Origin of the sequence: Streptomyces sp. NPDC049887 (assembly GCF_040656535.1) — a bacterium.
Taxonomy (GTDB): Bacteria; Actinomycetota; Actinomycetes; order Streptomycetales; family Streptomycetaceae; genus Streptomyces.
This window is the reverse complement of sequence record NZ_JBFAMM010000042.1, coordinates 1-18,176: the sequence shown is the minus strand read 5'-3', so window position 1 is coordinate 18,176 and position 18,176 is coordinate 1. Positions and strand designations below refer to the sequence as shown.

The window sequence follows — 18,176 nt, the reverse complement described above, 5'->3', positions numbered from 1 at the left end:
GGCGGCGGCCCCTCGCGGCTCCGGTGTCGCGGGATGGTTCTCCGCCCGCGGCGGCGTGCCGTTCGCGCGCCCGGCGTGCCGGACGCCGTGTCCGCGCGTGCACCGGGCCGTGCCCCGGCACGAGCCGGTCGCGCCGGGGTATCGGCCTCCCGCGCCGTCCGGGCCCGCCAGCAACCCGCCCTCCGTGAAAGGCGCTTGCGTAACCACTACGGCTGGAGCACTATGAGTGCAGTGGTTCGCGCCGTGAGACAGGTCCGGCCGTCGGGCCCCGACGAAAGCGGAGGACCGGTTTGCGTCATCTCACATACTTCATCGCCTGTTCCATCGACGGCTTCATCGGAGACCCGGGCGGCGACGCCTCGTCCATGTTCGGCTTCGTCGACGGGGAGTACCTGGAGTTCCTGAAGTCCGAGTACCCCGAGACCATCCCCGCCCAGGGGCGAGAGGCGCTGGGCCTCCAGGACTCCCCGAACAGGCACTTCGACACCCTGGTCCAGGGCCGGGCCAGCTACCAGCTGGCGCTCGACGCCGGGATCACCAGCCCCTACGCCCAACTGCGCGAGTACGTCGCCTCGCGCACGCTGGAGAAGTCGCCCGACGCGGGTGTCGAGATCATCGCCGACGACCTGGTCGGCAGGGTTCGCGCCCTCAAGGCCGAGGACCGCGGGCTCGGCATCTACCTCTGCGGCGGCTCGCAGATCGCCGGCGAACTCCTCGACGAGATCGACGAACTGGTGATCAAGACCTATCCCCAGGTCTACGGCAGCGGCATGCCCATGTTCGGCGCCGGATTCGCCGTCACCGACTTCACCCTGGACTGGGTGCGCACCTTCGGCAACGGGGTGCTCGTACGGAAGTACCGCAGGAAGCGGTAGCCGTGTCGGCGGCGCGGCCACCGGCCGCGCGAGCGCTGTTCGTCCTGGGTGTGCCGACCTATCCTGGATCCATGGGCAGCGAAGGACGTCGGACCGTCCGCCGCCCGCAGGACGGGTACACGTGTCCGACCTGCGGACAGCCTGTCGGTTCCGCCATCAGACGACGCAAGGTGCTCGGTGTGTTCGTCCCGGAGTGGGGGCCCGGCCCCTGTCACAACGCCGCGTGCACGCGCGGTGCCGAGGACGCCCCCGAAGCGGGACGCGGGCGGGGCGTGGAAGGCGCGAAGGGGACGAACGGGGAGCCGGCCGCGGGGCCGTCCGGCTGACCCGAGCGGCGCAGAACCGTTCGAGTGCCGACCGGCTGTGCAACGCGGCCGGCCGGACCGCTACAGTCCGCGCCATGTCAACGGAGTCGACGGACGTGTGGACCGGCTGGTACCGGGACCGCCGGGGTGCGGAGGCGATCGCGCTGGCGATCGCCCCGAGCGGGCACGGAGTGAGCACCCGCATCAGGGGAGTCGAGTACGAAGGGCCGAGTTTCGCCGCCCTGGGCGCTGCGGAATCGGGCGAACGCCTCTCCGGCTGCGTCCTGGAGTGGGACATGCCGCTGCCCGTCACTCTCGACGGGGCTGCGGAGGAGGCCACGCTCAGCTGCCTGCTGACCCTCGGCGAGGCCGGGCCCGAGGGCACGCCCGGCCGGGTGGATCTGAACCTCACTCTGCACTTCGGCGGGACGGCGTACGAGTCCGGGGTGGCCGACGGCGACTTCGACGAGGCGCTCGGGCGGATCCGGCGGCAGTTGCCGGAGGGCGCCGACCTCGGCCGGAAGCTGCTGGAAAGCGCCTGACGGCTCGTCGTCGCCGCATTCGGCCCTCGCCTGACGCCGTCGGCACCGCCGGCGTCAGGCGAACGCCCCGTGCCCGGGCGGGAACCCGGGCACGGGGCACCGTGGGGGGCGTGCGTCAGGAGACCCTGGCGAGGGCGGCCGCGAGGCCGTTCGCCCAGAGTCGGTTCACCCGGGCCCGCTCGGCCGCGTCGGGGTACGCGTTCTGGCAGGAGGTGCCGGGGCCGCCGCCCGACATCAGTTCACTGCAGGGACCGGAGTAGTGGTCGGGGAGCCCGAGCACGTGGCCGGTCTCGTGGGCGGTGACCCGGGTGGAGTTGTACTGCTGGTTCTGCCGGTAGTCGAGGAAGATGTAGCCGCGGCCGTGCCCGTCGGTGCTGGCGTACGAGCCGCGCGGATCGTTGCCCTCGTAGTACCGGAAGTCCGGGTCGGAGCCTTCCTGCAGCCGCACGTTCGACACGGAACCGTTCCATATCCGCGTGCTGCCGGCTATCTGGGAGCGGAAGCTCGGTGCGCCGCTCGCGCTGTAGACGACGGTGACGGCCTGGGCGCCCGGGTTCTGGGCCCGCTTCTCGGCCACCGACCTCACCACCGCGTCGAAGAACGCCTCGGTGGCGCGGGCGTCTTCTGCGGAACCGTGGTACGCGGCGGTCCGGCCGGTGGGGACGGCGGGGCTCGCGGCGTCGGGGGCCGGGGCGGCGGAGGCGGGTGCGGCGGAGGCCAGGGCGGCGGCGAGGCCCAGACCGAGTGCGGCGGAGAGTAACGCCCGTGGGCGTCGCTCGGGGTGTCTCATGGGGGGTTCTCCTCATCCGAGTGGGGATCGGTGAGGAGAGTGTCGGGGAGCCCGCCCGCCGGCGGATGATGCCAACTGGTGATAACACCGCGGCATCACGAGCGCGACGAGCTCCAACTCCCTTGTAAATCAAGGAAATTGGAGCGACATGGGTGTCTGGTGTGACGAGGGGTGCCGTCCTACTCTCGCAGTATGGAGCTGGAGGTGAGGCACCTGCGCGTGCTGTGCGCGATCGCCGACACGGGCAGTCTGCACAAGGCCGCCCGCCGGCTGGGCATGAGCCAGCCCTCCCTGACGACCCAGCTCCGCCGGATCGAGAACGCCCTGGGCGGCGAGCTCTTCCTCCGGGAACGCACCGGCTGCCGGCCCACCCCGCTCGGCCGCGCCGTCCTCGGCCGGGCCCGCCCGCTGATCGCCGGGATGTCGGCGCTCGTGACGGAGACCCGGGCCGCGGTCGCCCGCGCGGACGACCCCCGGCTGCGCATCGGCTCCACGGCGAGCCGCGCCCTGGCGGGCTGGCTGAGACGACTCAGACAGCGACTGCCCGACGGCACGGACCTCTCCCTGCACATGAACGTCTCCGCCGGCACCCTGCTGCGCATGGTCGCCGCCGGGCACCTGGACGTGGCGTTCGTCCACGAGGTCGAGGGCTGCCCGCTGCTGGTGCCGGAAGGGCTGGAGCGGCGGGTCCTCGTGGAGCGCGAACCGCAGTTCATCTCCATGGCCCGCGACCACCCGGCCGCCGCGGCCCCGGTGGTCGACCTCACCGACCTCGCCCAGGACCGCTGGATGGTGGACCCCACGGTCGACGGCGAGTGGGACGGACTGCGCCGGGTCCTCGCCGCCGCGGGGATCCACCCGCAAGTGCTGCACGCCGACTACCACACCGCCACCTCCCTCATCGTGGTCGGCGAGGGGGTCGCCCCCTGCCAGCCCACCTCCGGCCGGCGCGACGACATGGCGATCCGCCCCCTGCGCGACGACCCGCTCGCGGTACGGCTGTTGCTCTACCGGCGACCCGGCCCCGGCGCGGAGACGTTCGCCCTGGTGTACGCCGAACTCCTCGCCGCCTACCGGGAGGCGGCCCTCCGCGCCACCCCGTACCGGCAGTGGTTGCTGCGCAACAAGAGCCCGCTGCTGCACACACCCGCGGCATGAACCCGCCCCGGCGGGACCTGCTGGGGCGCGGCCCGCCGCGGAGCTCGCCGGACCCGGCCGGAGCCTCCTGATCGGGGCTTGCAGGCGAGGGCCGGAAGCGGGGTCGGCAAGGAGGCGAGCCTCGCGCGGCCGGTGGACCGCGAGGTGGCCGGGCGAAGACGACCGCACCCGGGCCGTCACGGACGCCGTGCTAGGCGCCCCGCGGACCGGGTGCGGACAGTGGGTGACCGGACCCGCGAAAGCGCGGGTCAGGCGGCCTGGGCTGAGATCAGGCCTTCTTGGTCTCCCAGAAGATGCGGTCGATCTCGGCGATGAGCTCCAGGGCCTTCTCGCCCGTCTTCGGGTCGGTCGAGCCCTTGGCCGCGGAGAGCGCCTTCAGGGTCTCGTTGACCAGCTGGTGCAGCTCCGGGTACTTCTCGAAGTGCGGGGGCTTGAAGTAGTCGCTCCAGAGCACCGACACGTGGTGCTTGGCGAGCTCCGCGCGCTGCTCCTTGATCACCGTGGCACGGGCCTGGAAGTGCGGGTCGTCGTTCGCGGCCATCTTCTCCTGCACGGCCTTGACCGACTCGGCCTCGATTCGGGCCTGGGCCGGGTCGTAGACGCCGCAGGGCAGGTCGCAGTGGGCGCTGACCTTCACCTTGGGGGCAAACAGGCGGGAGAGCATTGAGCTGTCCTTCCTCGTGATCGTCTTCTCAGGTGGGACATTACTCCGTGAGTGGCGCGTTTTCGCGAGTGCCCCCTGCGGCTTCGGCCAAAAGTCCAGGGTGACCATGGGACGTGTGGCGGAAGACACCGAGGGACCCGGAGGTGGCCGATGACGGAGCAGGGGCGGGAGCCGAGTGTGCCCTTCGGGGTCGCGGAGGTGACCGGGCCCTCCATGCATCCCACGCTGGCGCACGGGGACCGGCTGCTGGTGCACTACGGGGCCGCCGTCCGGCCCGGGGACGTGGCAGTGCTCCGGCATCCGCTGCAGCAGGACCTGCTGATCGTGAAGCGGCTGGTCGAGCGGCGCCGGGAGGGCTGGTGGGTGCTGGGCGACAACCCGTACGCGGAAGGGGACAGCCGGGTGTTCGGCACGGTGCCCGAGGGCCTGCTGCTGGGCCGGGTACGGGCACGGTACCGGCCGCGCCCGCACGGTCAGAGGTCGGCGTTCGGGCTGCTGGCCTGGGCGTTCTCCGCAGTGCGGCCCGTGCTCTCCGACCGCTCGGTCTCCAGGCGTTTGCGTGCGCGGTAGGCGGCGACGTTGGCGCGGGTGGCGCAGCGGTCCGAGCAGTAGCGACGCGAGCGGTTGGTGGACGTGTCCAGGTAGGCGTTGCGGCAGGGCGCGGCCTGGCAGAGGCCGAGCCGGTCCACGCCGTACTCGGTGAGATGGAAGGCGAGTCCCATCGCGGCGATCGCGGCGTAGCCGGAGGTCGCGTTGGACGGGTGGTCGGCGAGGTGCATGTGCCAGCGCGGCCGTCCCTCGTCGTCCAGGAAGTCGTGACCGGAGATCTGCGGGCTGACCGGGAACTCCAGGAGCAGCGAGTTGAGCAGGTCGACGGCCTGGGTCTGGTCGCCGGAGTCCGCGGCGGCGAAGACCGCGCGGAGTCTGGCCCGTACCGACCGGAACCGGGTGACGTCCGCGTCGGTGGCCCGGCGTGCCATCTGGGAGGAGGCCCCGAACAGTTCGCGGACGGCCTCCACCGACGTGAGCGTGTCCTTGGTGCGGGCCGGCTCCTCGGTGTTGACCAGGCGCACGGCGTAGTCCGAGTAAGAGGCCAGTTCCACTTGTAGTCCTTACGGATGAGGTCTAGTGTCGGCGACGGATGAGGTAAGTGATGCCCTCAATTCGAGGGTATTACGGATGGGAGGAGTGCGGATGACCGAGAGCGTGGCCGCCACCGGAACCGACTGGCGGGCCTGGCAGAGGAGCTGGGACCGCCAGCAGGAGTGGTACATGCCCGACCGCGAGGAGCGGTTCCGGGTGATGCTGGACATGGTCGAGGCCTTCGCGGGCCCCGAGCCGAGGGTCCTCGACCTCGCCTGCGGTACGGGAAGTATCACGGACCGACTGCTCAAGCGGTTCCCGAAGGCCGAGAGTGTCGGCGTCGACCTCGACCCCGCGCTGCTGACCATCGCCGAGGGGTACTTCGCCGGGGACCGGCGCGTCACCTTCGTCACCGCCGACCTCAAGGACCCGGACTGGACCGCGGCCCTGCCGCACACCTCCTACGACGCCGTGCTCACCGCCACCGCGCTGCACTGGCTGCACGCCGAACCGCTCGCCGCCCTCTACGGGCAGCTCGCCGGCCTGGTCGCGGACGGCGGCATCCTCATGAACGCCGACCACATGAAGGACGACACCACCCCGCGCATCAACGCCGCCGAGCGCACCCACCGGCATGCCGCGATGGACCGGGCGAGGGCCGCCGGGGCGCTCGACTGGGCCGACTGGTGGGCCCTGGCGGCCGCGGACCCTGTCCTGGCCGCTCCCACCGCCCGGCGCTTCGAGATCTACGGGGAGCACGCCGACGGGGACACCCCGTCCGCCCAGTGGCACGCCGACACCCTGCGGGCCGCCGGCTTCGCCGAGGCCCGGCCGGTGTGGGCGTCGCCCTCCGACTCGCTGGTGCTCGCGCTGAAGTGACCCGGCCCGGACGGGCGAACGCCGGAGGCGGCAGGGCGTGCCCTGCCGCCTCCGGCGTCCGTTACGACGGTCCACCGAGCTCTACAGCACCTTGGAGAGGAATGCCTTGGTGCGGTCGTGCTGGGGGTTGGTGAGGACGTCGCGGGGGTTGCCCGACTCGACGACGACACCGCCGTCCATGAAGACCAGGTTGTCGCCGACTTCGCGGGCGAAGCCCATTTCATGGGTGACGACGACCATGGTCATGCCGTCCTCGGCGAGGCCGCGCATGACGTCGAGGACATCGCCGACCAGCTCGGGGTCGAGGGCCGAGGTGGGCTCGTCGAAGAGCATGAGCTTGGGCTCCATGGCCAGGGCCCGGGCGATGGCGACGCGCTGCTGCTGGCCGCCGGAGAGCTGGGAGGGGTAGTTCCCGGCCTTGTCGCCGAGGCCGACGCGGTCCAGCAGCTTCAGGGCGCGCTCCCGGGCGACTGCCTTGGCTTCGCCCTTGACCTGGACGGGTGCCTCCATGACGTTCTCGACGGCGGTCATGTGGGGGAACAGGTTGAAGCGCTGGAACACCATGCCGATGTCGCGGCGCTGGCGGGCGACCTCGTTGTCCTTGAGCTCGTAGAGCTTGTCGCCCTTCTGGCGGTAGCCGACGAGCTCGCCGTCGACCCAGAGCCGTCCGGCGTTGATCTTCTCCAGGTGGTTGATGCACCGGAGGAAGGTCGACTTGCCCGAGCCGGAGGGGCCGATGAGGCAGAACACCTCGCGCGGGGCGACCTCGAGGTCGATGCCCTTGAGGATGTGGGCCGCGCCGTAGGACTTGTGGACGCCTTCGGCCTTCACCATGGCGGTCATGTGTCACACCCCCCTGGGGCTCTGGAGGAATCGCAGATTCGCCTTGACCCGCTGCCACGGTGTGGCCGGCAGCTGGCGCAGCGAACCGCGGGCGTAGTACCGCTCGACGTAGTACTGGCCCACGCTGAAGACGCTCGTCAGGGCCAGGTACCAGATCGAGGCGACGATCAGCATCTCCATGATGGCGAAGGAGGTGGAGCCGATGTTCGTCGCCGCCCGGAGCAGGTCGGTGTACTGCACCGCCGACACCAGGGACGAGGTCTTGAGCAGGTTGATGAACTCGTTGCCGGTGGGCGGGACGATCACCCGCATCGCCTGCGGCAGCACGACCCGGCGCATGGTCTTGCCGTTGGACATGCCGAGTGCGTGCGACGCCTCGGTCTGGCCCTCGTCGACCGACTGGATGCCGGCCCGGACGATCTCGGCCATGTAGGCGCCCTCGTTCAGACCCAGACCCAGCAGGGCCACCAAGAACGGGGTCATGACGTCGACCATCTCGTCCTTGTAGAACCCGATGTTCAGGATCGGGAAGATCAGTGCCAGGTTGAACCAGAGCAGCAGCTGCACATACACCGGGGTGCCCCGGAAGAACCAGATGTACAGCCATGCCACGGCGCCGGTGACCGGGTTCTTCGACAGCCGCATCACCGCGAAGACGATGCCCAGCACCAGGCCGATGAGCATGGAGAGAACACTGATGACGATCGTGTTCAGGGCACCTTGGAGGATCCTGTCGTCGAACAGGTAGTCCGTGATGGTGGCCCAGCGGATGTCGCCCTGCGCGAAGGCGAATGCGAGCCAGCCGAGCAGTACCAGCACGACCGCGCCGGACACCCAGCGGCCGTAGTGCCGTACCGGGATGGCCTTGATCTGCTCGGGGTGGGCCGTGGCGGTTGTTTCCTCGCTCGTGGACGAGCCCGTGGGGGGCTCGTCCGCGGGCGTCTTGTCGAACTTGTCAGTCACAGTGACTGCCCTTCAGTGGAACGCTCGAGGCGGGGTACGCCAGACTTACTTACCGGCGTTGATGGTCGCCTCGGTGACCGCGCTGCCCTTGACGTCCCACTTTTCCAGCACCTTGGTGTACTCGCCGTTCTTGATGATCGCGTCCAGGGCTTCCTTCAGCGCGTCACGCAGCTCGGTGTTGTCCTTGTCGACGGCGATGCCGAACGGGCCGGCGTCCGTCTGGCCGCCCGCGACCTCGAAGTCGTTGCCGCCGCCCGCGGTCTTCGCGATGTGCGCGGCGACCGGGTAGTCGTTGAGGTCGGCCACGGCGCCGCCGGACTTCACGCGGGTCTGGGCCTCGGCGTCGGTGTCGAACGCCTCGATCGTGAGCTTGCCCTTGCCGTCCTTCTCGCACTTGGTGGCCTGGGCCTTGAAGGTGTCCTCGTAGATCGTGCCGCGCTGGACCGCGACCTTCTTGCCGCAGAGGTCGTCGAGCGACGTGATCTTCTGCGGGTTGCCCTTCTTGACCAGCAGCGAGACGCCCGAGTTGAAGTAGTCGACGAAGTCGACGCCCTCACCGGTCTTCTTGCCCTTGTCGTCCAGACCCTCCTGGCGGGCCTTGGTGTCGCTCATGGCGGACATGACGATGTCCTGGCGGCCGGTGTTGAGCGAGGAGATCAGACCGTCGAAGGTGCCGGAGGTGAACTCGAACTCGACGCCGAGCTGCTTGCCGAGAGCCGCGGCGATGTCGGGGTCGATACCGACGATCTTGCCGCCCTCCTGGAACTCCATCGGGGCGTACGCCGCGTCCGTGCCGACCTTGATGACGCCGGCGTCCTGGTACTTCTTGGGCAGCTTGTCGAAGAGCGGCGCGCTGCTGCCGGCAGCGCTCTCCTTGACACCCGTCCCCGATCCCGAGTTCGTCTGGTCACCGCAGGAGGTGAGCAGCAGGGCACCGGCGACCGCGATCGCGCTCACCGCGGCGATCCTGGACTTGGCGGCGGTCGAGCGGCGGGTGGTGCTTGCGGTCATGATCGTGGTCCTCCGGCAGGTGTGGGTTTGCCAGGCGTCGTGCACTCGTCTTCGAGTGTCGACCTTGTGTGTTTCCGGCATCTTGCCATTCGGACTAGCCCATTCAGTGGGCTACGCATGTCAAAATCGGATAACGGGTGACCCCCGAAGCGCTACGGGCCGGTACATCAGGGCCCTGTCGGCCGCATCATCTGCGGCCTTTCCTTCTTCCGGCCGGAAGATCTTCGGATCGTCTCGGGATGTGGACGGCATTCATCGTGCTTTTCACCAAGTGTTCCTGTCTTGTCAGCATATGTCGCTATGAGTCAGGTCACTGGGAGATCATGGACAGGCCAATGGGCTCGTCTCCGGTGCCGTCCGTCCGGTAAGAAGGATCCTTACACCCCTCATCCGGGGCTCAGGGCGCGTTGTGCGGCGCGCCCGCGCGTACGTACCTCCCCCTGCCGGGGTGGGCCAACCACCCAGGACAGGGAACGGACGCGGTGCCAGCCCACCCCTCCTCAACCAGGAGCGGCAACCCTCAACTGATGAAGACTTAAGGGGTCAAACGAACATGGCAGCGGAGATCGTCAATCCCGGCAGCGCCAGCGGGACGGAGAGTGCACCCGGGGACTCCGGGGAACCCTTCGATCCGGCCTTCGCGCTGCACCGCGGCGGCAAAATGGCCGTCCAGGCCACCGTGCCCGTCCGGAACAAGGACGACCTGTCCCTCGCGTACACACCCGGTGTCGCCAAGGTGTGCACCGCGATCGCCGAGAAGCCGGAGCTCGTCCACGACTACACCTGGAAATCGCAGGTGGTCGCGGTCGTGACCGACGGTACGGCGGTCCTCGGGCTCGGTGACATCGGTCCGGAGGCCTCGCTCCCCGTGATGGAGGGCAAGGCGATCCTTTTCAAGCAGTTCGGCGGCGTCGACGCCGTTCCGATCGCCCTCGCGACCACGGACACCGACGAGATCGTGGACACGGTCGTCCGCCTCGCGCCGTCCTTCGGCGGAGTGAACCTGGAGGACATCTCGGCGCCGCGGTGCTTCGAGATCGAGCGCAAACTCCAGGAGCGGCTCGACATCCCGGTCTTCCACGACGACCAGCACGGCACCGCCGTGGTCACCCTCGCGGCCCTGCGCAACGCGGCCAGACTGACCGGCCGCGGCCTGGGCGACCTGCGCGCCGTGATCTCGGGCGCGGGCGCGGCCGGCGTGGCCATCGCCAAGTTCCTCCTCGAGGCGGGGCTCGGCGACGTGGCGGTGGCCGACCGCAAGGGCATCGTCAGCCGTGACCGCGAGGACCTGACACCGGTCAAGCGCGAACTCGCCGAGATCACGAACCGGGCCGGACTCAGCGGCTCGCTGGAGACGGCGCTGACCGGAGCGGACGTCTTCATCGGCGTGTCCGGCGGCACCGTGCCGGAGCCGGCGGTCGCCTCGATGGCGCCGGGAGCCTTCGTCTTCGCGATGGCCAACCCGAACCCCGAGGTCCACCCGGACGTGGCGCACAAGTACGCCTCGGTCGTGGCCACCGGCCGCAGCGACTACCCCAACCAGATCAACAACGTGCTGGCCTTCCCGGGCATCTTCGCCGGCGCGCTGCAGGTGCGGGCCTCCCGGATCACCGAGGGCATGAAGATCGCGGCGGCGAACGCGCTGGCCGACGTGGTCGGCGACGCACTCGCCCCGGACTACGTCATCCCGTCGCCGTTCGACGAGCGGGTCGCCCCCGCGGTCACCGCCGCTGTCGCGGCGGCGGCGCGAGCCGAGGGCGTGGCCCGGCGCTGACGCTCGTCGGGGCCCTGATGAGGCCCCGGACCCCTCCCTTCACGGCCCCGGACGCGCTGGACGCGTCCGGGGCCGCGGCATGCCGGGGCCCGTGCGAGGTGGCGTGCCCGTGCGCGGGTGCCCGTCCGTGAGGCCGGGCGGCCCGGCTCCCCGGTGCACGCCCGGCAGGCCGGAGCCGCCGGCGCGAAAGGCGGGGCGTCCCGGCCCGGTGCCCGGGCCTCGCGGGCCACGGGCTTCGCGGACGCGCGGGCCGTCCGGACGGAGCGGCAGCCCGCATGAGCGGCGGGGCGCAGTGGGCGCGGGGACCGCCGGGACGGAGCCGCCCCGACGAACGAACGGCGCCCCGTGTGCTCCACCCGCCCGCACGGCGCAACACGCCTGCCGCCGGGACCCGCGTGTTACCCACACCGTCTTCCCCGGTTCACCGCCGGCTGCTGGGATGCGCACGCCGAATGGAGCAGGGAGGCGTGAGTGAATCTCATAGTGAACGGTGACGCCGAGAGCGGGCCGGGAGGGTCCGCGGATCCGGTGGCCGACGTGAACGGCTGGGACGTGTGGGAAGGGGCTCCGGCGCTCGTCGCCTACAGCCTCGGGGGCGGTTACCCGACGGCGTCCGACCCCGGTCCCGCCGCCCGTGGCAGCCGGTTCTTCTCCGGCGGAAACAGCCCGCGCACCGCGCTCGTCCAGGACGTCGCCCTGCCCGCGCACGGCCGCACCGGGCGGCGGGCCGTCGATGCCGGCCGCGTCCGCTACACGCTGGCCGGGTGGCTCGGCGGATACGCGGCGCAGGAGGACGGCGCCCGGCTGTCCGTGGAGTTCCGGGACGGCAGGGGCACGCCCGTCGCCCTGTCGGTGCTCGGCCCCGTGACGGCGGCGGACCGGGAGTCCCGTACCGCGCTGCTGGAGCGCACGGCTTCCGCAGCGGTCCCGCCCGGCGCCCGCAGCGCGCGGGTGCTGCTGGTCCTCACCCGCAGCGGCGGCACCTCGAACGACGGTTACGCCGATGCCGTCTCGCTCACCCTGACCGCCATCGCGAAGCCTTCCGGGGGACAGCAGTGACCAGGCTCAACCGTCGTGATCTGCTCAAGGCCGCCGGCGCCGCCGGTGCACTGAACCTGGCCTGGCCGCTGAGCGCCGGGCTCACGCCGGCCCAGGCCCGTGAGGCGGCGGAGGCGCTCGGCGCGGACTACGACCCGGCGCCGTTCACCCTCGGTGTCGCCTCCGGCGACCCGCAGTCCGGCAGTGTCCTGCTGTGGACCCGGCTGGCGCCGGAACCGCTGGCGGCGGAGCAGCGGCTGCCCGAGGTCGTGGAGGTCGACTGGGTCGTGGCCACCGACCCGGCGCTGCGGCGGGTCGTCGCCCGCGGTACCGCCCCCGCCTCCGCGACCCTGGGACACAGCGTCCACGTCCCCGTCTCCGGTCTCAGCCCCGGTACCCGCTACTGGTACGCCTTCACCGCGCTCGGCCGGACCAGCCGCACCGGCCGCACCAGGACCGCGCCTGCCGGGCACGTCGCCTCCGTCCGCTTCGCCGCCGCCAACTGCCAGGCGTTCCACGACGGCTTCTACGCCGCCCACCGCGCGATCGCCCGTGAGGACGTGGACTTCGTCGTCCATCTCGGCGACTACATCTACGAGCACGGGCAGGTCGGCGGCGTGCCGGCCGACCACGTCCGCGACCACGAGGGCGGCGAGACCCTCACTCTCGCCGACTACCGCCGCAGGCACGCCCTGTACAAGGGCGACCGCTCCCTGCGCGAGGCCCACGCCGCCCACCCCTGGTTCCTCACCTGGGACGACCACGAGGTCGTCAACGACTACTCGGGCACCGGTGGCGGCGCCCCGTTCGTGAAGCGCCGCGCGGCCGCGTACCAGGCCTGGTACGAGAACATGCCGCACCGCGACGCCGGAGCCACCGCGCTGCCCGACCCCGAGATCCACCGCACCCGCCGCTGGGGCGACCTGCTGGAGCTGACCGTCCTCGACCTGCGTTCCCACCGGTCGGCGCAGAACCTGCCCGACGGCACCATCCTCGGAGCCCGGCAGAAGTCCTGGCTCAAGCGGAACGTCGACCGGGCGCCGGACACCTGGCACGTCTGGGCCAACTCGATCATGCTGAGCCAGCTCCGCGGCCGCCCCGGCGGTTCGTACATGTTCACCGACCAGTGGGACGGTTTCCTCGCCGAGCGCAAGGAGGTCCTGAGCCATGTGCACGGCAGCGGCCTGGAGGACCTGGTCGTGATCACCGGCGACTGGCACTCCGCCTTCGTCGACGACATCCGGCCCGACTTCGACGACACCTCCTCGCCGGTGGTGGGCACGGAGTTCACGGCACACTCCGTCACCTCGGGGGCGTACTCGGCGGACTGGAACAGGACCAACGGCCCGCTGATGGGCGCGGCCAATCCGCATCTGAAGTACTTCGAGGGCAACCGCTACGGCTACGACGTCTACGAGGTCACGCCGCGCCGCTTCAGCGCCCACATGCGGGTGATCGCCGACCGCCGGGACCCGGTCTCTCCCGTCACCACGTTGACCACCTTCCACGTGGACCGCGGGAGGACCGGCTCGTACGAGGACCCGGCGACGAGGAACTCCCCCGCCCAGTGGCGGAGGGAGCAGTAGGGCGAAACCCGGAGGGTTCCCACGGACCCGGGGACGCCCAGGGACGTGTGTCACACCGGTGCGCGGTTCCGCCGCGCACCGGCCCGCCCTACGCTCAAGGTCATGTTCGCCGCATACGCCGCCCGCATCGACCGCGACCAGCCGCTGAACGGCCTGGAGCTGGGTGACCGCCCGGCCCCCGACGCCCGCCCCGGCTGGACCACCATCGACGTCAGGGCCGCCTCCCTCAACCACCACGACCTGTGGTCACTTCGCGGAGTGGGCCTCGCCGAGGACAAGCTCCCGATGATCCTCGGCTGCGACGCCGCCGGCGTCGACGAGGACGGGAACGAGGTGGTGCTCCACTCGGTCATCGGCCAGAGCGGCCACGGCGTCGGCCCGGACGAGCCGCGCTCCATCCTCACCGAGAGGTACCAGGGCACCTTCGCGGAGCAGGTCGCCGTCCCGACCTGGAACGTCCTGCGCAAGCCGAAGGAACTGTCCTTCGAGGAGGCCGCGTGCCTGCCGACCGCCTGGCTCACCGCCTACCGCATGCTCTTCACCAATGCCGGTGTCCGGCCGGGTGACTCCGTGCTCGTGCAGGGCGCCGGCGGTGGGGTCGCCACCGCCGCGATCGTGCTCGGCAAGGCGGCCGGACTGCGCGTCTTCGCCACGAGCCGCGACGAGGCCAAGCGCAAGCGCGCCGTCGACCTCGGTGCGGTCGACGCGTTCGAGCCGGGCGCCCGGCTGCCGCAGCGAGTCGACGCCGTGATCGAGACCGTCGGCGCGGCCACCTGGTCCCATTCGGTCAAGTCGCTCCGCCCCGGCGGCACTCTGGTCATCTCCGGTGCGACGAGCGGCGACCGGCCCTCGCACGCCGAGCTGACCAGGATCTTCTTCCTGGAACTCAAGGTCGTCGGTTCCACGATGGGCACCAAGGACGAGCTGGAGGACCTGCTCTCCTTCTGTGCCGCGACGGGTGTGCGACCGGTGATCGACGAGGTGCTGCCGCTGGACCGGGCGCGTGAGGGCTTCGAGCGGATGGCCTCCGGGGAGCTCTTCGGCAAGATCGTCCTGACCGGCTCCTGATGCTTCGTCAGCACCGCTGACGGCATCTCCGGCCTGCCGATCCGCGCCGCGCCGGAGGTCCGTGTGCGCGGACCACTCGCCGCGTTCGTCGGCCGGGTCCTGCTCCTGGCCCTGACCGGGGGTCGCCCACCGCGTCCGCCCGCCGCGCCGGCCGCGCCGCGGCCGAGGGGGGGATCCGGCCATGTCCTCATCCGGGGCGGCGGGACGTCCAGGGCCAGGCGCGCAGCGCTGAACAGGCCCTGGCCGCCCTCGCCGAGCGGAGCGCGAGCGCCGCGCCCGGGCCCGCGGCAGCAGCCGGGCGGGCGCGTGCTCCTTGCACGTCCGGGGCATCGGCGCCCGTGCGGTGACCGACCCGGGCCGGGCCGGGCCCGGGCCTGTGCGGACACCGGGGCGGGTGCGCGCTCCTTGCGTGTCGGGGTGCGCAGGCCCCGCGTCCGGTGAACGGCGCAGCCCGAACCGGTGTGCGGGCCGTGCCGGGGCCACGTGCGATCCGGTGCGGCGCTCAGCCGCCTCCGCGGAGCAGCGCCGAGATGTGCGCCGCCGCCGTGGACAAGTGGCGCCGGGCATCGGCGAGTTGGGAGGGAGTCACCCCGTGGTCGCGGGCGGCGTCGCGGACGTCGTCGCGGAAGCGGTCCAGAAGGCGCTCGAGGTCGCGTGCCGGGTCGCCGGACTCCGCCGTGTCCTTCGCCCAGTCGGGGTCCGCACCGGCCGGGTCCGCCTTGACGTACGGCGGCCGCGCCGTGCCCCGGGCGGCCAGTCCCCCCAGCTGTGCGGTGAGTTCGGACAGCCCCTCCCGCACACCCGTCGGCCAGTCGCCGCGGGCGAAATGCCCCTGGACCTGGTCCTGGACCTGGCGGGCGATCCGCTGGACCTCGTCCCGCGCCCGGTCCTGCGCCTCCCTGGCCTGCCGGCGGGCGGTCTGCGCCTCCTCACGGGCCCGGCGCGACTCGTCCTTCGCCCGGCGCGCCTGCTCCTTCCATTCCTGTTTCGCGCGGCGCAGTTCCTCCTTCGTCGCCTGCCAGGCGTCGTCGGCACCCGCACCCGAACCCGCGCCGGTGGCACCCCGGCTCTCCGTCGCCGCCGCGCGCATCTCACTGCGCAGCTTGCCCGCCGCGCCGCGCACGTCGTCGCGGATCTCCGCGGCCAGTTCGGAGACGGACTCGCGGATCTCGAGTTCGAGGTCGGCCAGCTCCCCGCTGCGGCCGGCGAGTTCCTCGCGTCCGGCGTCGGTGATCGAGTACACCTTGCGCCCGCCCTCGGTGGCGTGGGTGACCAGGCCCTCCGCCTCGAGCTTGGCCAGGCGCGGGTAGACGGTGCCGGCGGACGGCGCGTAGAGCCCCTGGAAGCGTTCCTCCAGCAGGCGGATGACCTCGTACCCGTGGCGCGGGGCCTCGTCGAGGAGTTTCAGCAGATACAGGCGGAGCCGGCCGTGGGCGAATACGGGGGGCATGTCAGAGGGCCTTTCCTGTCTCGTCCTCGAACGGTTCGTCCGCCTGGGGCGGGCGGCGCAGGAGGGCGATCGACCCGGACACGGTGGTGGCCCGCAGGGAACCGCTTCCCGCGCCGAGCGTGCCGGTGATCTTCTTGGCGCCCCATTGTCCGCTGACGCGCAGGTCCTCGAAGGCGTTCGAGACCGCGCCGCTCGCGGTGTTGGCCTCGACGCGGGCGTCCGCGGGGTGCGGCAGCCGGATGGCGACCTCGCCGGAGACGCTGGTGAGGCGGATGTCCGTCGGCGTCCCGTCGAGGTCGATCGCCATGTCGCCGCTGACGGAGTCGGCCCGTACGGAGGAGCCCGCGCCCTCGATCACGGTCAGGGCGCCGGAGACGGAGTGGAAGCGCAGGTCGCCGGTGACGGCCTGGGCCTCCAGACTGCCGGAGACGGTCTCGGCCCGGACGGTGCCGGACAGCCCCACGAGCGTCGTGTCCCCGCTGACGCCCCGCACGTCCGTGCGCCCGCGGATGCCGGAGACGACCGCTCCCGCGCCCACGACGCCGACCTCGACGGCCGCGTCGGCGGGCACGGCGAGGGACACCACCGCCTGGCGGTGCGACCCCTTGCGGTCGAACAGCTTGAGGAAGCCCTTCCAGGGCACGTCGTCGTAGGCGACCGAGACGGTGGAGCCGGTCCTCGTCACCTTCAGCGGCGGGCCCTCGATTCCGGAGACCTCCAGCCGGGCGGAACTCTCGTCGGTGCCGACGACGTTCACCGTCCCGTTGACGATGCGCACGTTGAGGGACGTCACGGGCTCGTCGAAGGTGAGCCTCGTCGGTTCGGCGACTTCCCACGTCGAGTCGGGCATGGTGCTGACCTCCCGGGCCGCATGGAACGCAACATATCGCGTCTTCTGGGTAACACGATATATCGCGGCCATCGGAAGTCAAGGGTGCTCGTGGGAGAGTGGCGGCGAATGCGGACGAAGTGCCCTAGCGTGAGGCGTATGGACGCCACTTCCGCAGGAGCCCTGCTGCTCTGCCGGGCCGAGTACGACGTCATCCGGCCGTCGGTCCCCCTGCTGCGGGAGCCGTTCCTCCTCGCTCCGGCCGGCCGGGGCTGGAGCGTGCTCGTCCCGGACGGGAGGCCGTGGCCGAGCGGTGCGGAACCCGTCGACCGGGTGTTCTCCGGCTGGGCCACGGCCCTCGCCGTCGCCACCAACCACCCCGTGCTCGCCCTCTGGTGGGACGCGGACCGCGCCGGCTTCACACTCGCCACCGGGTTCCGCCGCCCGGTCGGCTACGTCTGGCTCGCGGACGGCACACCGGCGGGGGAGGACGAGGCGATGCACACCTTCGCGGCCCGGCTCGGACTCGACCCCGTCCTGGACCTCCAGGCCCTGGAAGCGCTGACGCGCCCCGACGCCGACGCCGACGCCCGCGCCCGGCTGCTCGGGCTCGTCGCCGTCCTGTCCCGTGCCGCTCTGGCCCTGCCCGATGGCGTGGCACCGGGCGCCGAGCCGGACGGCATCCGGACCGCGGCCCGCGCCGCGGTCGTACGGGAAGAGGTTGCGGCGGGCGAGGGGCGCGGGCACACCGCGCACGCCCTTCGGCACCGGCCGCCCGGTCCCGGGATCCCGGCCATCGTGCAGATCGCCGCGGGCTTCCCGCTGACCGTCTGGGGACTCGCCCGCCGAAGCGCGGGATGGACGGTCGCCGGCGCGGTCCTGCTCGCCCACGGCGCCCTGGCACTGGCCCGCGACCGCGGGCCGGCGCGGTGACGGCCGGGACCGTCCCGCCGTTCCCCGCTACTCCTCGTCGTCCTCGTCGTCGAGGCGCGCCAGCCAGGTGGCCAGCCGCTCGACCGGCACCTCGAAGTCCGGGTTGAGATCCACGAACGTGCGCAGCTGCTCGGCGAGCCACTCGAAGGTGATCTCCTCCTCGCCGCGCCGCTTCTCCAGCTCCTCGATGCCACGGTCGGTGAAGTACATGGCCACCAGCCTAGTGCGCCCCGGGCGGCGGTCCGACCGGCGCCGTCCGCCGCACCGGAACCGGTGGGGGCGCCGCTCCGGCCGGGTGCAGCCGTACGGTGGCCGCCGCCGCGACCGGTTCCAGCCGGGCCGCCAGGACGGACGACTCCAGTCGCATCCTGCGTTCGTTGTCGGC

Annotated in this window: 19 protein-coding genes; 10 read left to right on the top strand and 9 right to left on the bottom strand. The window is 71.7% G+C overall.

The window, feature by feature from the left end; translation table 11 throughout:
* Window positions 1-290 precede the first annotated feature (290 nt).
* Together AB0J10_RS31615 and AB0J10_RS31610 are read left to right on the top strand one after the other, a co-directional pair.
* On the top strand, window positions 291-875 hold the full coding sequence (locus AB0J10_RS31615) for a dihydrofolate reductase family protein (protein ID WP_363066524.1): 585 nt from the start codon (window positions 291-293) through the stop codon (window positions 873-875).
* A 400-nt stretch (window positions 876-1,275) separates the two neighbouring features.
* A complete protein-coding gene (locus tag AB0J10_RS31610; RefSeq protein WP_363066522.1) occupies window positions 1,276-1,722 on the top strand; it encodes a DUF6304 family protein in 447 nt (148 codons plus the stop codon).
* 115 nt (window positions 1,723-1,837) lie between these two features.
* On the opposite strand, the gene snpA is transcribed toward AB0J10_RS31610, so the two are convergent.
* A complete protein-coding gene (gene snpA / locus AB0J10_RS31605; protein ID WP_363066520.1) occupies window positions 1,838-2,512 on the bottom strand; it encodes a snapalysin in 675 nt (224 codons plus the stop codon).
* 192 nt (window positions 2,513-2,704) lie between these two features.
* Here snpA and AB0J10_RS31600 point away from each other — a divergent pair, with 192 nt between their 5' ends.
* The gene (locus AB0J10_RS31600; protein ID WP_363066518.1) at window positions 2,705-3,670 is read left to right on the top strand and encodes a LysR family transcriptional regulator; all 966 of its coding nucleotides are present in this window, start codon (window positions 2,705-2,707) and stop codon (window positions 3,668-3,670) included.
* Window positions 3,671-3,938: 268 nt separating this feature from the next.
* Here the strand turns inward: AB0J10_RS31600 and sodN are convergent, their stop codons facing one another.
* Window positions 3,939-4,334 carry a superoxide dismutase, Ni gene (gene sodN, locus AB0J10_RS31595; protein ID WP_363066516.1) on the bottom strand — a complete coding sequence of 132 codons (396 nt, stop codon included), beginning with the start codon at window positions 4,332-4,334 and terminating at the stop codon, window positions 3,939-3,941.
* A 150-nt stretch (window positions 4,335-4,484) separates the two neighbouring features.
* Here sodN and sodX point away from each other — a divergent pair, with 150 nt between their 5' ends.
* Entirely contained in the window at window positions 4,485-4,904 is a 420-nt protein-coding gene (gene sodX / locus AB0J10_RS31590; RefSeq protein WP_363066514.1) for a nickel-type superoxide dismutase maturation protease, read from the top strand.
* Here the strand turns inward: sodX and AB0J10_RS31585 are convergent.
* The gene (locus AB0J10_RS31585; RefSeq protein WP_363066512.1) at window positions 4,808-5,437 is read right to left on the bottom strand and encodes a CGNR zinc finger domain-containing protein; all 630 of its coding nucleotides are present in this window, start codon (window positions 5,435-5,437) and stop codon (window positions 4,808-4,810) included. The two genes, sodX and AB0J10_RS31585, sit on opposite strands and share 97 nt — an antisense overlap.
* 91 nt (window positions 5,438-5,528) lie before the next feature.
* Between AB0J10_RS31585 and AB0J10_RS31580 the strand changes: the two genes are divergently transcribed.
* The gene (locus AB0J10_RS31580; RefSeq protein WP_363066510.1) at window positions 5,529-6,296 is read left to right on the top strand and encodes a class I SAM-dependent methyltransferase; all 768 of its coding nucleotides are present in this window, start codon (window positions 5,529-5,531) and stop codon (window positions 6,294-6,296) included.
* 81 nt (window positions 6,297-6,377) lie between these two features.
* Here AB0J10_RS31580 and AB0J10_RS31575 read toward each other — a convergent pair whose 3' ends face one another.
* The 3 genes from AB0J10_RS31575 to AB0J10_RS31565 are packed head-to-tail and all read right to left on the bottom strand — an operon-like array spanning window position 6,378 to window position 9,113.
* Complete coding sequence (locus AB0J10_RS31575; protein ID WP_363066508.1) at window positions 6,378-7,139, bottom strand: amino acid ABC transporter ATP-binding protein; 762 nt, start codon at window positions 7,137-7,139, stop codon at window positions 6,378-6,380.
* A 3-nt stretch (window positions 7,140-7,142) separates the two neighbouring features.
* Complete coding sequence (locus tag AB0J10_RS31570) at window positions 7,143-8,102, bottom strand: amino acid ABC transporter permease (protein ID WP_363066506.1); 960 nt, start codon at window positions 8,100-8,102, stop codon at window positions 7,143-7,145.
* Window positions 8,103-8,147: 45 nt separating this feature from the next.
* Window positions 8,148-9,113 (bottom strand): ABC transporter substrate-binding protein, encoded by a 966-nt coding sequence (locus tag AB0J10_RS31565; protein WP_363066504.1) that lies wholly within the window; start codon window positions 9,111-9,113, stop codon window positions 8,148-8,150.
* 553 nt (window positions 9,114-9,666) lie between these two features.
* Here AB0J10_RS31565 and AB0J10_RS31560 point away from each other — a divergent pair.
* The 4 genes from AB0J10_RS31560 (at window position 9,667) to AB0J10_RS31545 (ending at window position 14,579) form a co-directional block, all read left to right on the top strand.
* Window positions 9,667-10,887: an NADP-dependent malic enzyme gene (locus AB0J10_RS31560; protein ID WP_363066502.1), complete on the top strand. Its 1,221-nt coding sequence runs from the start codon at window positions 9,667-9,669 to the stop codon at window positions 10,885-10,887.
* 471 nt (window positions 10,888-11,358) lie between these two features.
* Entirely contained in the window at window positions 11,359-11,946 is a 588-nt protein-coding gene (locus AB0J10_RS31555; protein ID WP_363066500.1) for a phosphoesterase, read from the top strand.
* Complete coding sequence (locus AB0J10_RS31550) at window positions 11,943-13,511, top strand: alkaline phosphatase D family protein (RefSeq protein WP_363066499.1); 1,569 nt, start codon at window positions 11,943-11,945, stop codon at window positions 13,509-13,511. The genes AB0J10_RS31555 and AB0J10_RS31550 overlap by 4 nt, the downstream gene beginning before the upstream one ends.
* Window positions 13,512-13,613: 102 nt before the next feature.
* On the top strand, window positions 13,614-14,579 hold the full coding sequence (locus AB0J10_RS31545; RefSeq protein ID WP_363066497.1) for a zinc-binding dehydrogenase: 966 nt from the start codon (window positions 13,614-13,616) through the stop codon (window positions 14,577-14,579).
* Between the two features lie 502 nt (window positions 14,580-15,081).
* Here the strand turns inward: AB0J10_RS31545 and AB0J10_RS31540 are convergent.
* On the bottom strand, window positions 15,082-16,029 hold the full coding sequence (locus AB0J10_RS31540) for a helix-turn-helix transcriptional regulator (protein ID WP_363066495.1): 948 nt from the start codon (window positions 16,027-16,029) through the stop codon (window positions 15,082-15,084).
* Window position 16,030: 1 nt separating this feature from the next.
* Window positions 16,031-16,879 carry a DUF4097 family beta strand repeat-containing protein gene (locus AB0J10_RS31535; RefSeq protein ID WP_363066493.1) on the bottom strand — a complete coding sequence of 283 codons (849 nt, stop codon included), beginning with the start codon at window positions 16,877-16,879 and terminating at the stop codon, window positions 16,031-16,033.
* A 138-nt stretch (window positions 16,880-17,017) separates the two neighbouring features.
* On the opposite strand from AB0J10_RS31535, the gene AB0J10_RS31530 reads away from it, so the two are divergent.
* On the top strand, window positions 17,018-17,791 hold the full coding sequence (locus tag AB0J10_RS31530; RefSeq protein WP_363066491.1) for a hypothetical protein: 774 nt from the start codon (window positions 17,018-17,020) through the stop codon (window positions 17,789-17,791).
* Between the two features lie 27 nt (window positions 17,792-17,818).
* On the opposite strand, the gene AB0J10_RS31525 is transcribed toward AB0J10_RS31530, so the two are convergent.
* Entirely contained in the window at window positions 17,819-18,001 is a 183-nt protein-coding gene (locus tag AB0J10_RS31525) for a DUF6104 family protein (RefSeq protein ID WP_018892073.1), read from the bottom strand.
* Window positions 18,002-18,176 lie beyond the last annotated feature (175 nt).

What these genes read in the sequence shown, in the direction of transcription:
- sodN (WP_363066516.1), bottom strand. Translation starts at nt 4,334, where the DNA reads ATGCTCTCCCGCCTGTTTGCCCCCAAGGTGAAGGTCAGCGCCCACTGC.
- snpA (WP_363066520.1), bottom strand. Translation starts at nt 2,512, where the DNA reads ATGAGACACCCCGAGCGACGCCCACGGGCGTTACTCTCCGCCGCACTC.
- AB0J10_RS31545 (WP_363066497.1), top strand. Translation starts at nt 13,614, where the DNA reads ATGTTCGCCGCATACGCCGCCCGCATCGACCGCGACCAGCCGCTGAAC.
- AB0J10_RS31530 (WP_363066491.1), top strand. Translation starts at nt 17,018, where the DNA reads ATGGACGCCACTTCCGCAGGAGCCCTGCTGCTCTGCCGGGCCGAGTAC.
- AB0J10_RS31540 (WP_363066495.1), bottom strand. Translation starts at nt 16,029, where the DNA reads ATGCCCCCCGTATTCGCCCACGGCCGGCTCCGCCTGTATCTGCTGAAA.
- AB0J10_RS31600 (WP_363066518.1), top strand. Translation starts at nt 2,705, where the DNA reads ATGGAGCTGGAGGTGAGGCACCTGCGCGTGCTGTGCGCGATCGCCGAC.
- AB0J10_RS31535 (WP_363066493.1), bottom strand. Translation starts at nt 16,879, where the DNA reads ATGCCCGACTCGACGTGGGAAGTCGCCGAACCGACGAGGCTCACCTTC.
- AB0J10_RS31575 (WP_363066508.1), bottom strand. Translation starts at nt 7,139, where the DNA reads ATGACCGCCATGGTGAAGGCCGAAGGCGTCCACAAGTCCTACGGCGCG.
- AB0J10_RS31560 (WP_363066502.1), top strand. Translation starts at nt 9,667, where the DNA reads ATGGCAGCGGAGATCGTCAATCCCGGCAGCGCCAGCGGGACGGAGAGT.
- AB0J10_RS31565 (WP_363066504.1), bottom strand. Translation starts at nt 9,113, where the DNA reads ATGACCGCAAGCACCACCCGCCGCTCGACCGCCGCCAAGTCCAGGATC.
- AB0J10_RS31525 (WP_018892073.1), bottom strand. Translation starts at nt 18,001, where the DNA reads ATGTACTTCACCGACCGTGGCATCGAGGAGCTGGAGAAGCGGCGCGGC.
- sodX (WP_363066514.1), top strand. Translation starts at nt 4,485, where the DNA reads ATGACGGAGCAGGGGCGGGAGCCGAGTGTGCCCTTCGGGGTCGCGGAG.
- AB0J10_RS31580 (WP_363066510.1), top strand. Translation starts at nt 5,529, where the DNA reads ATGACCGAGAGCGTGGCCGCCACCGGAACCGACTGGCGGGCCTGGCAG.
- AB0J10_RS31610 (WP_363066522.1), top strand. Translation starts at nt 1,276, where the DNA reads ATGTCAACGGAGTCGACGGACGTGTGGACCGGCTGGTACCGGGACCGC.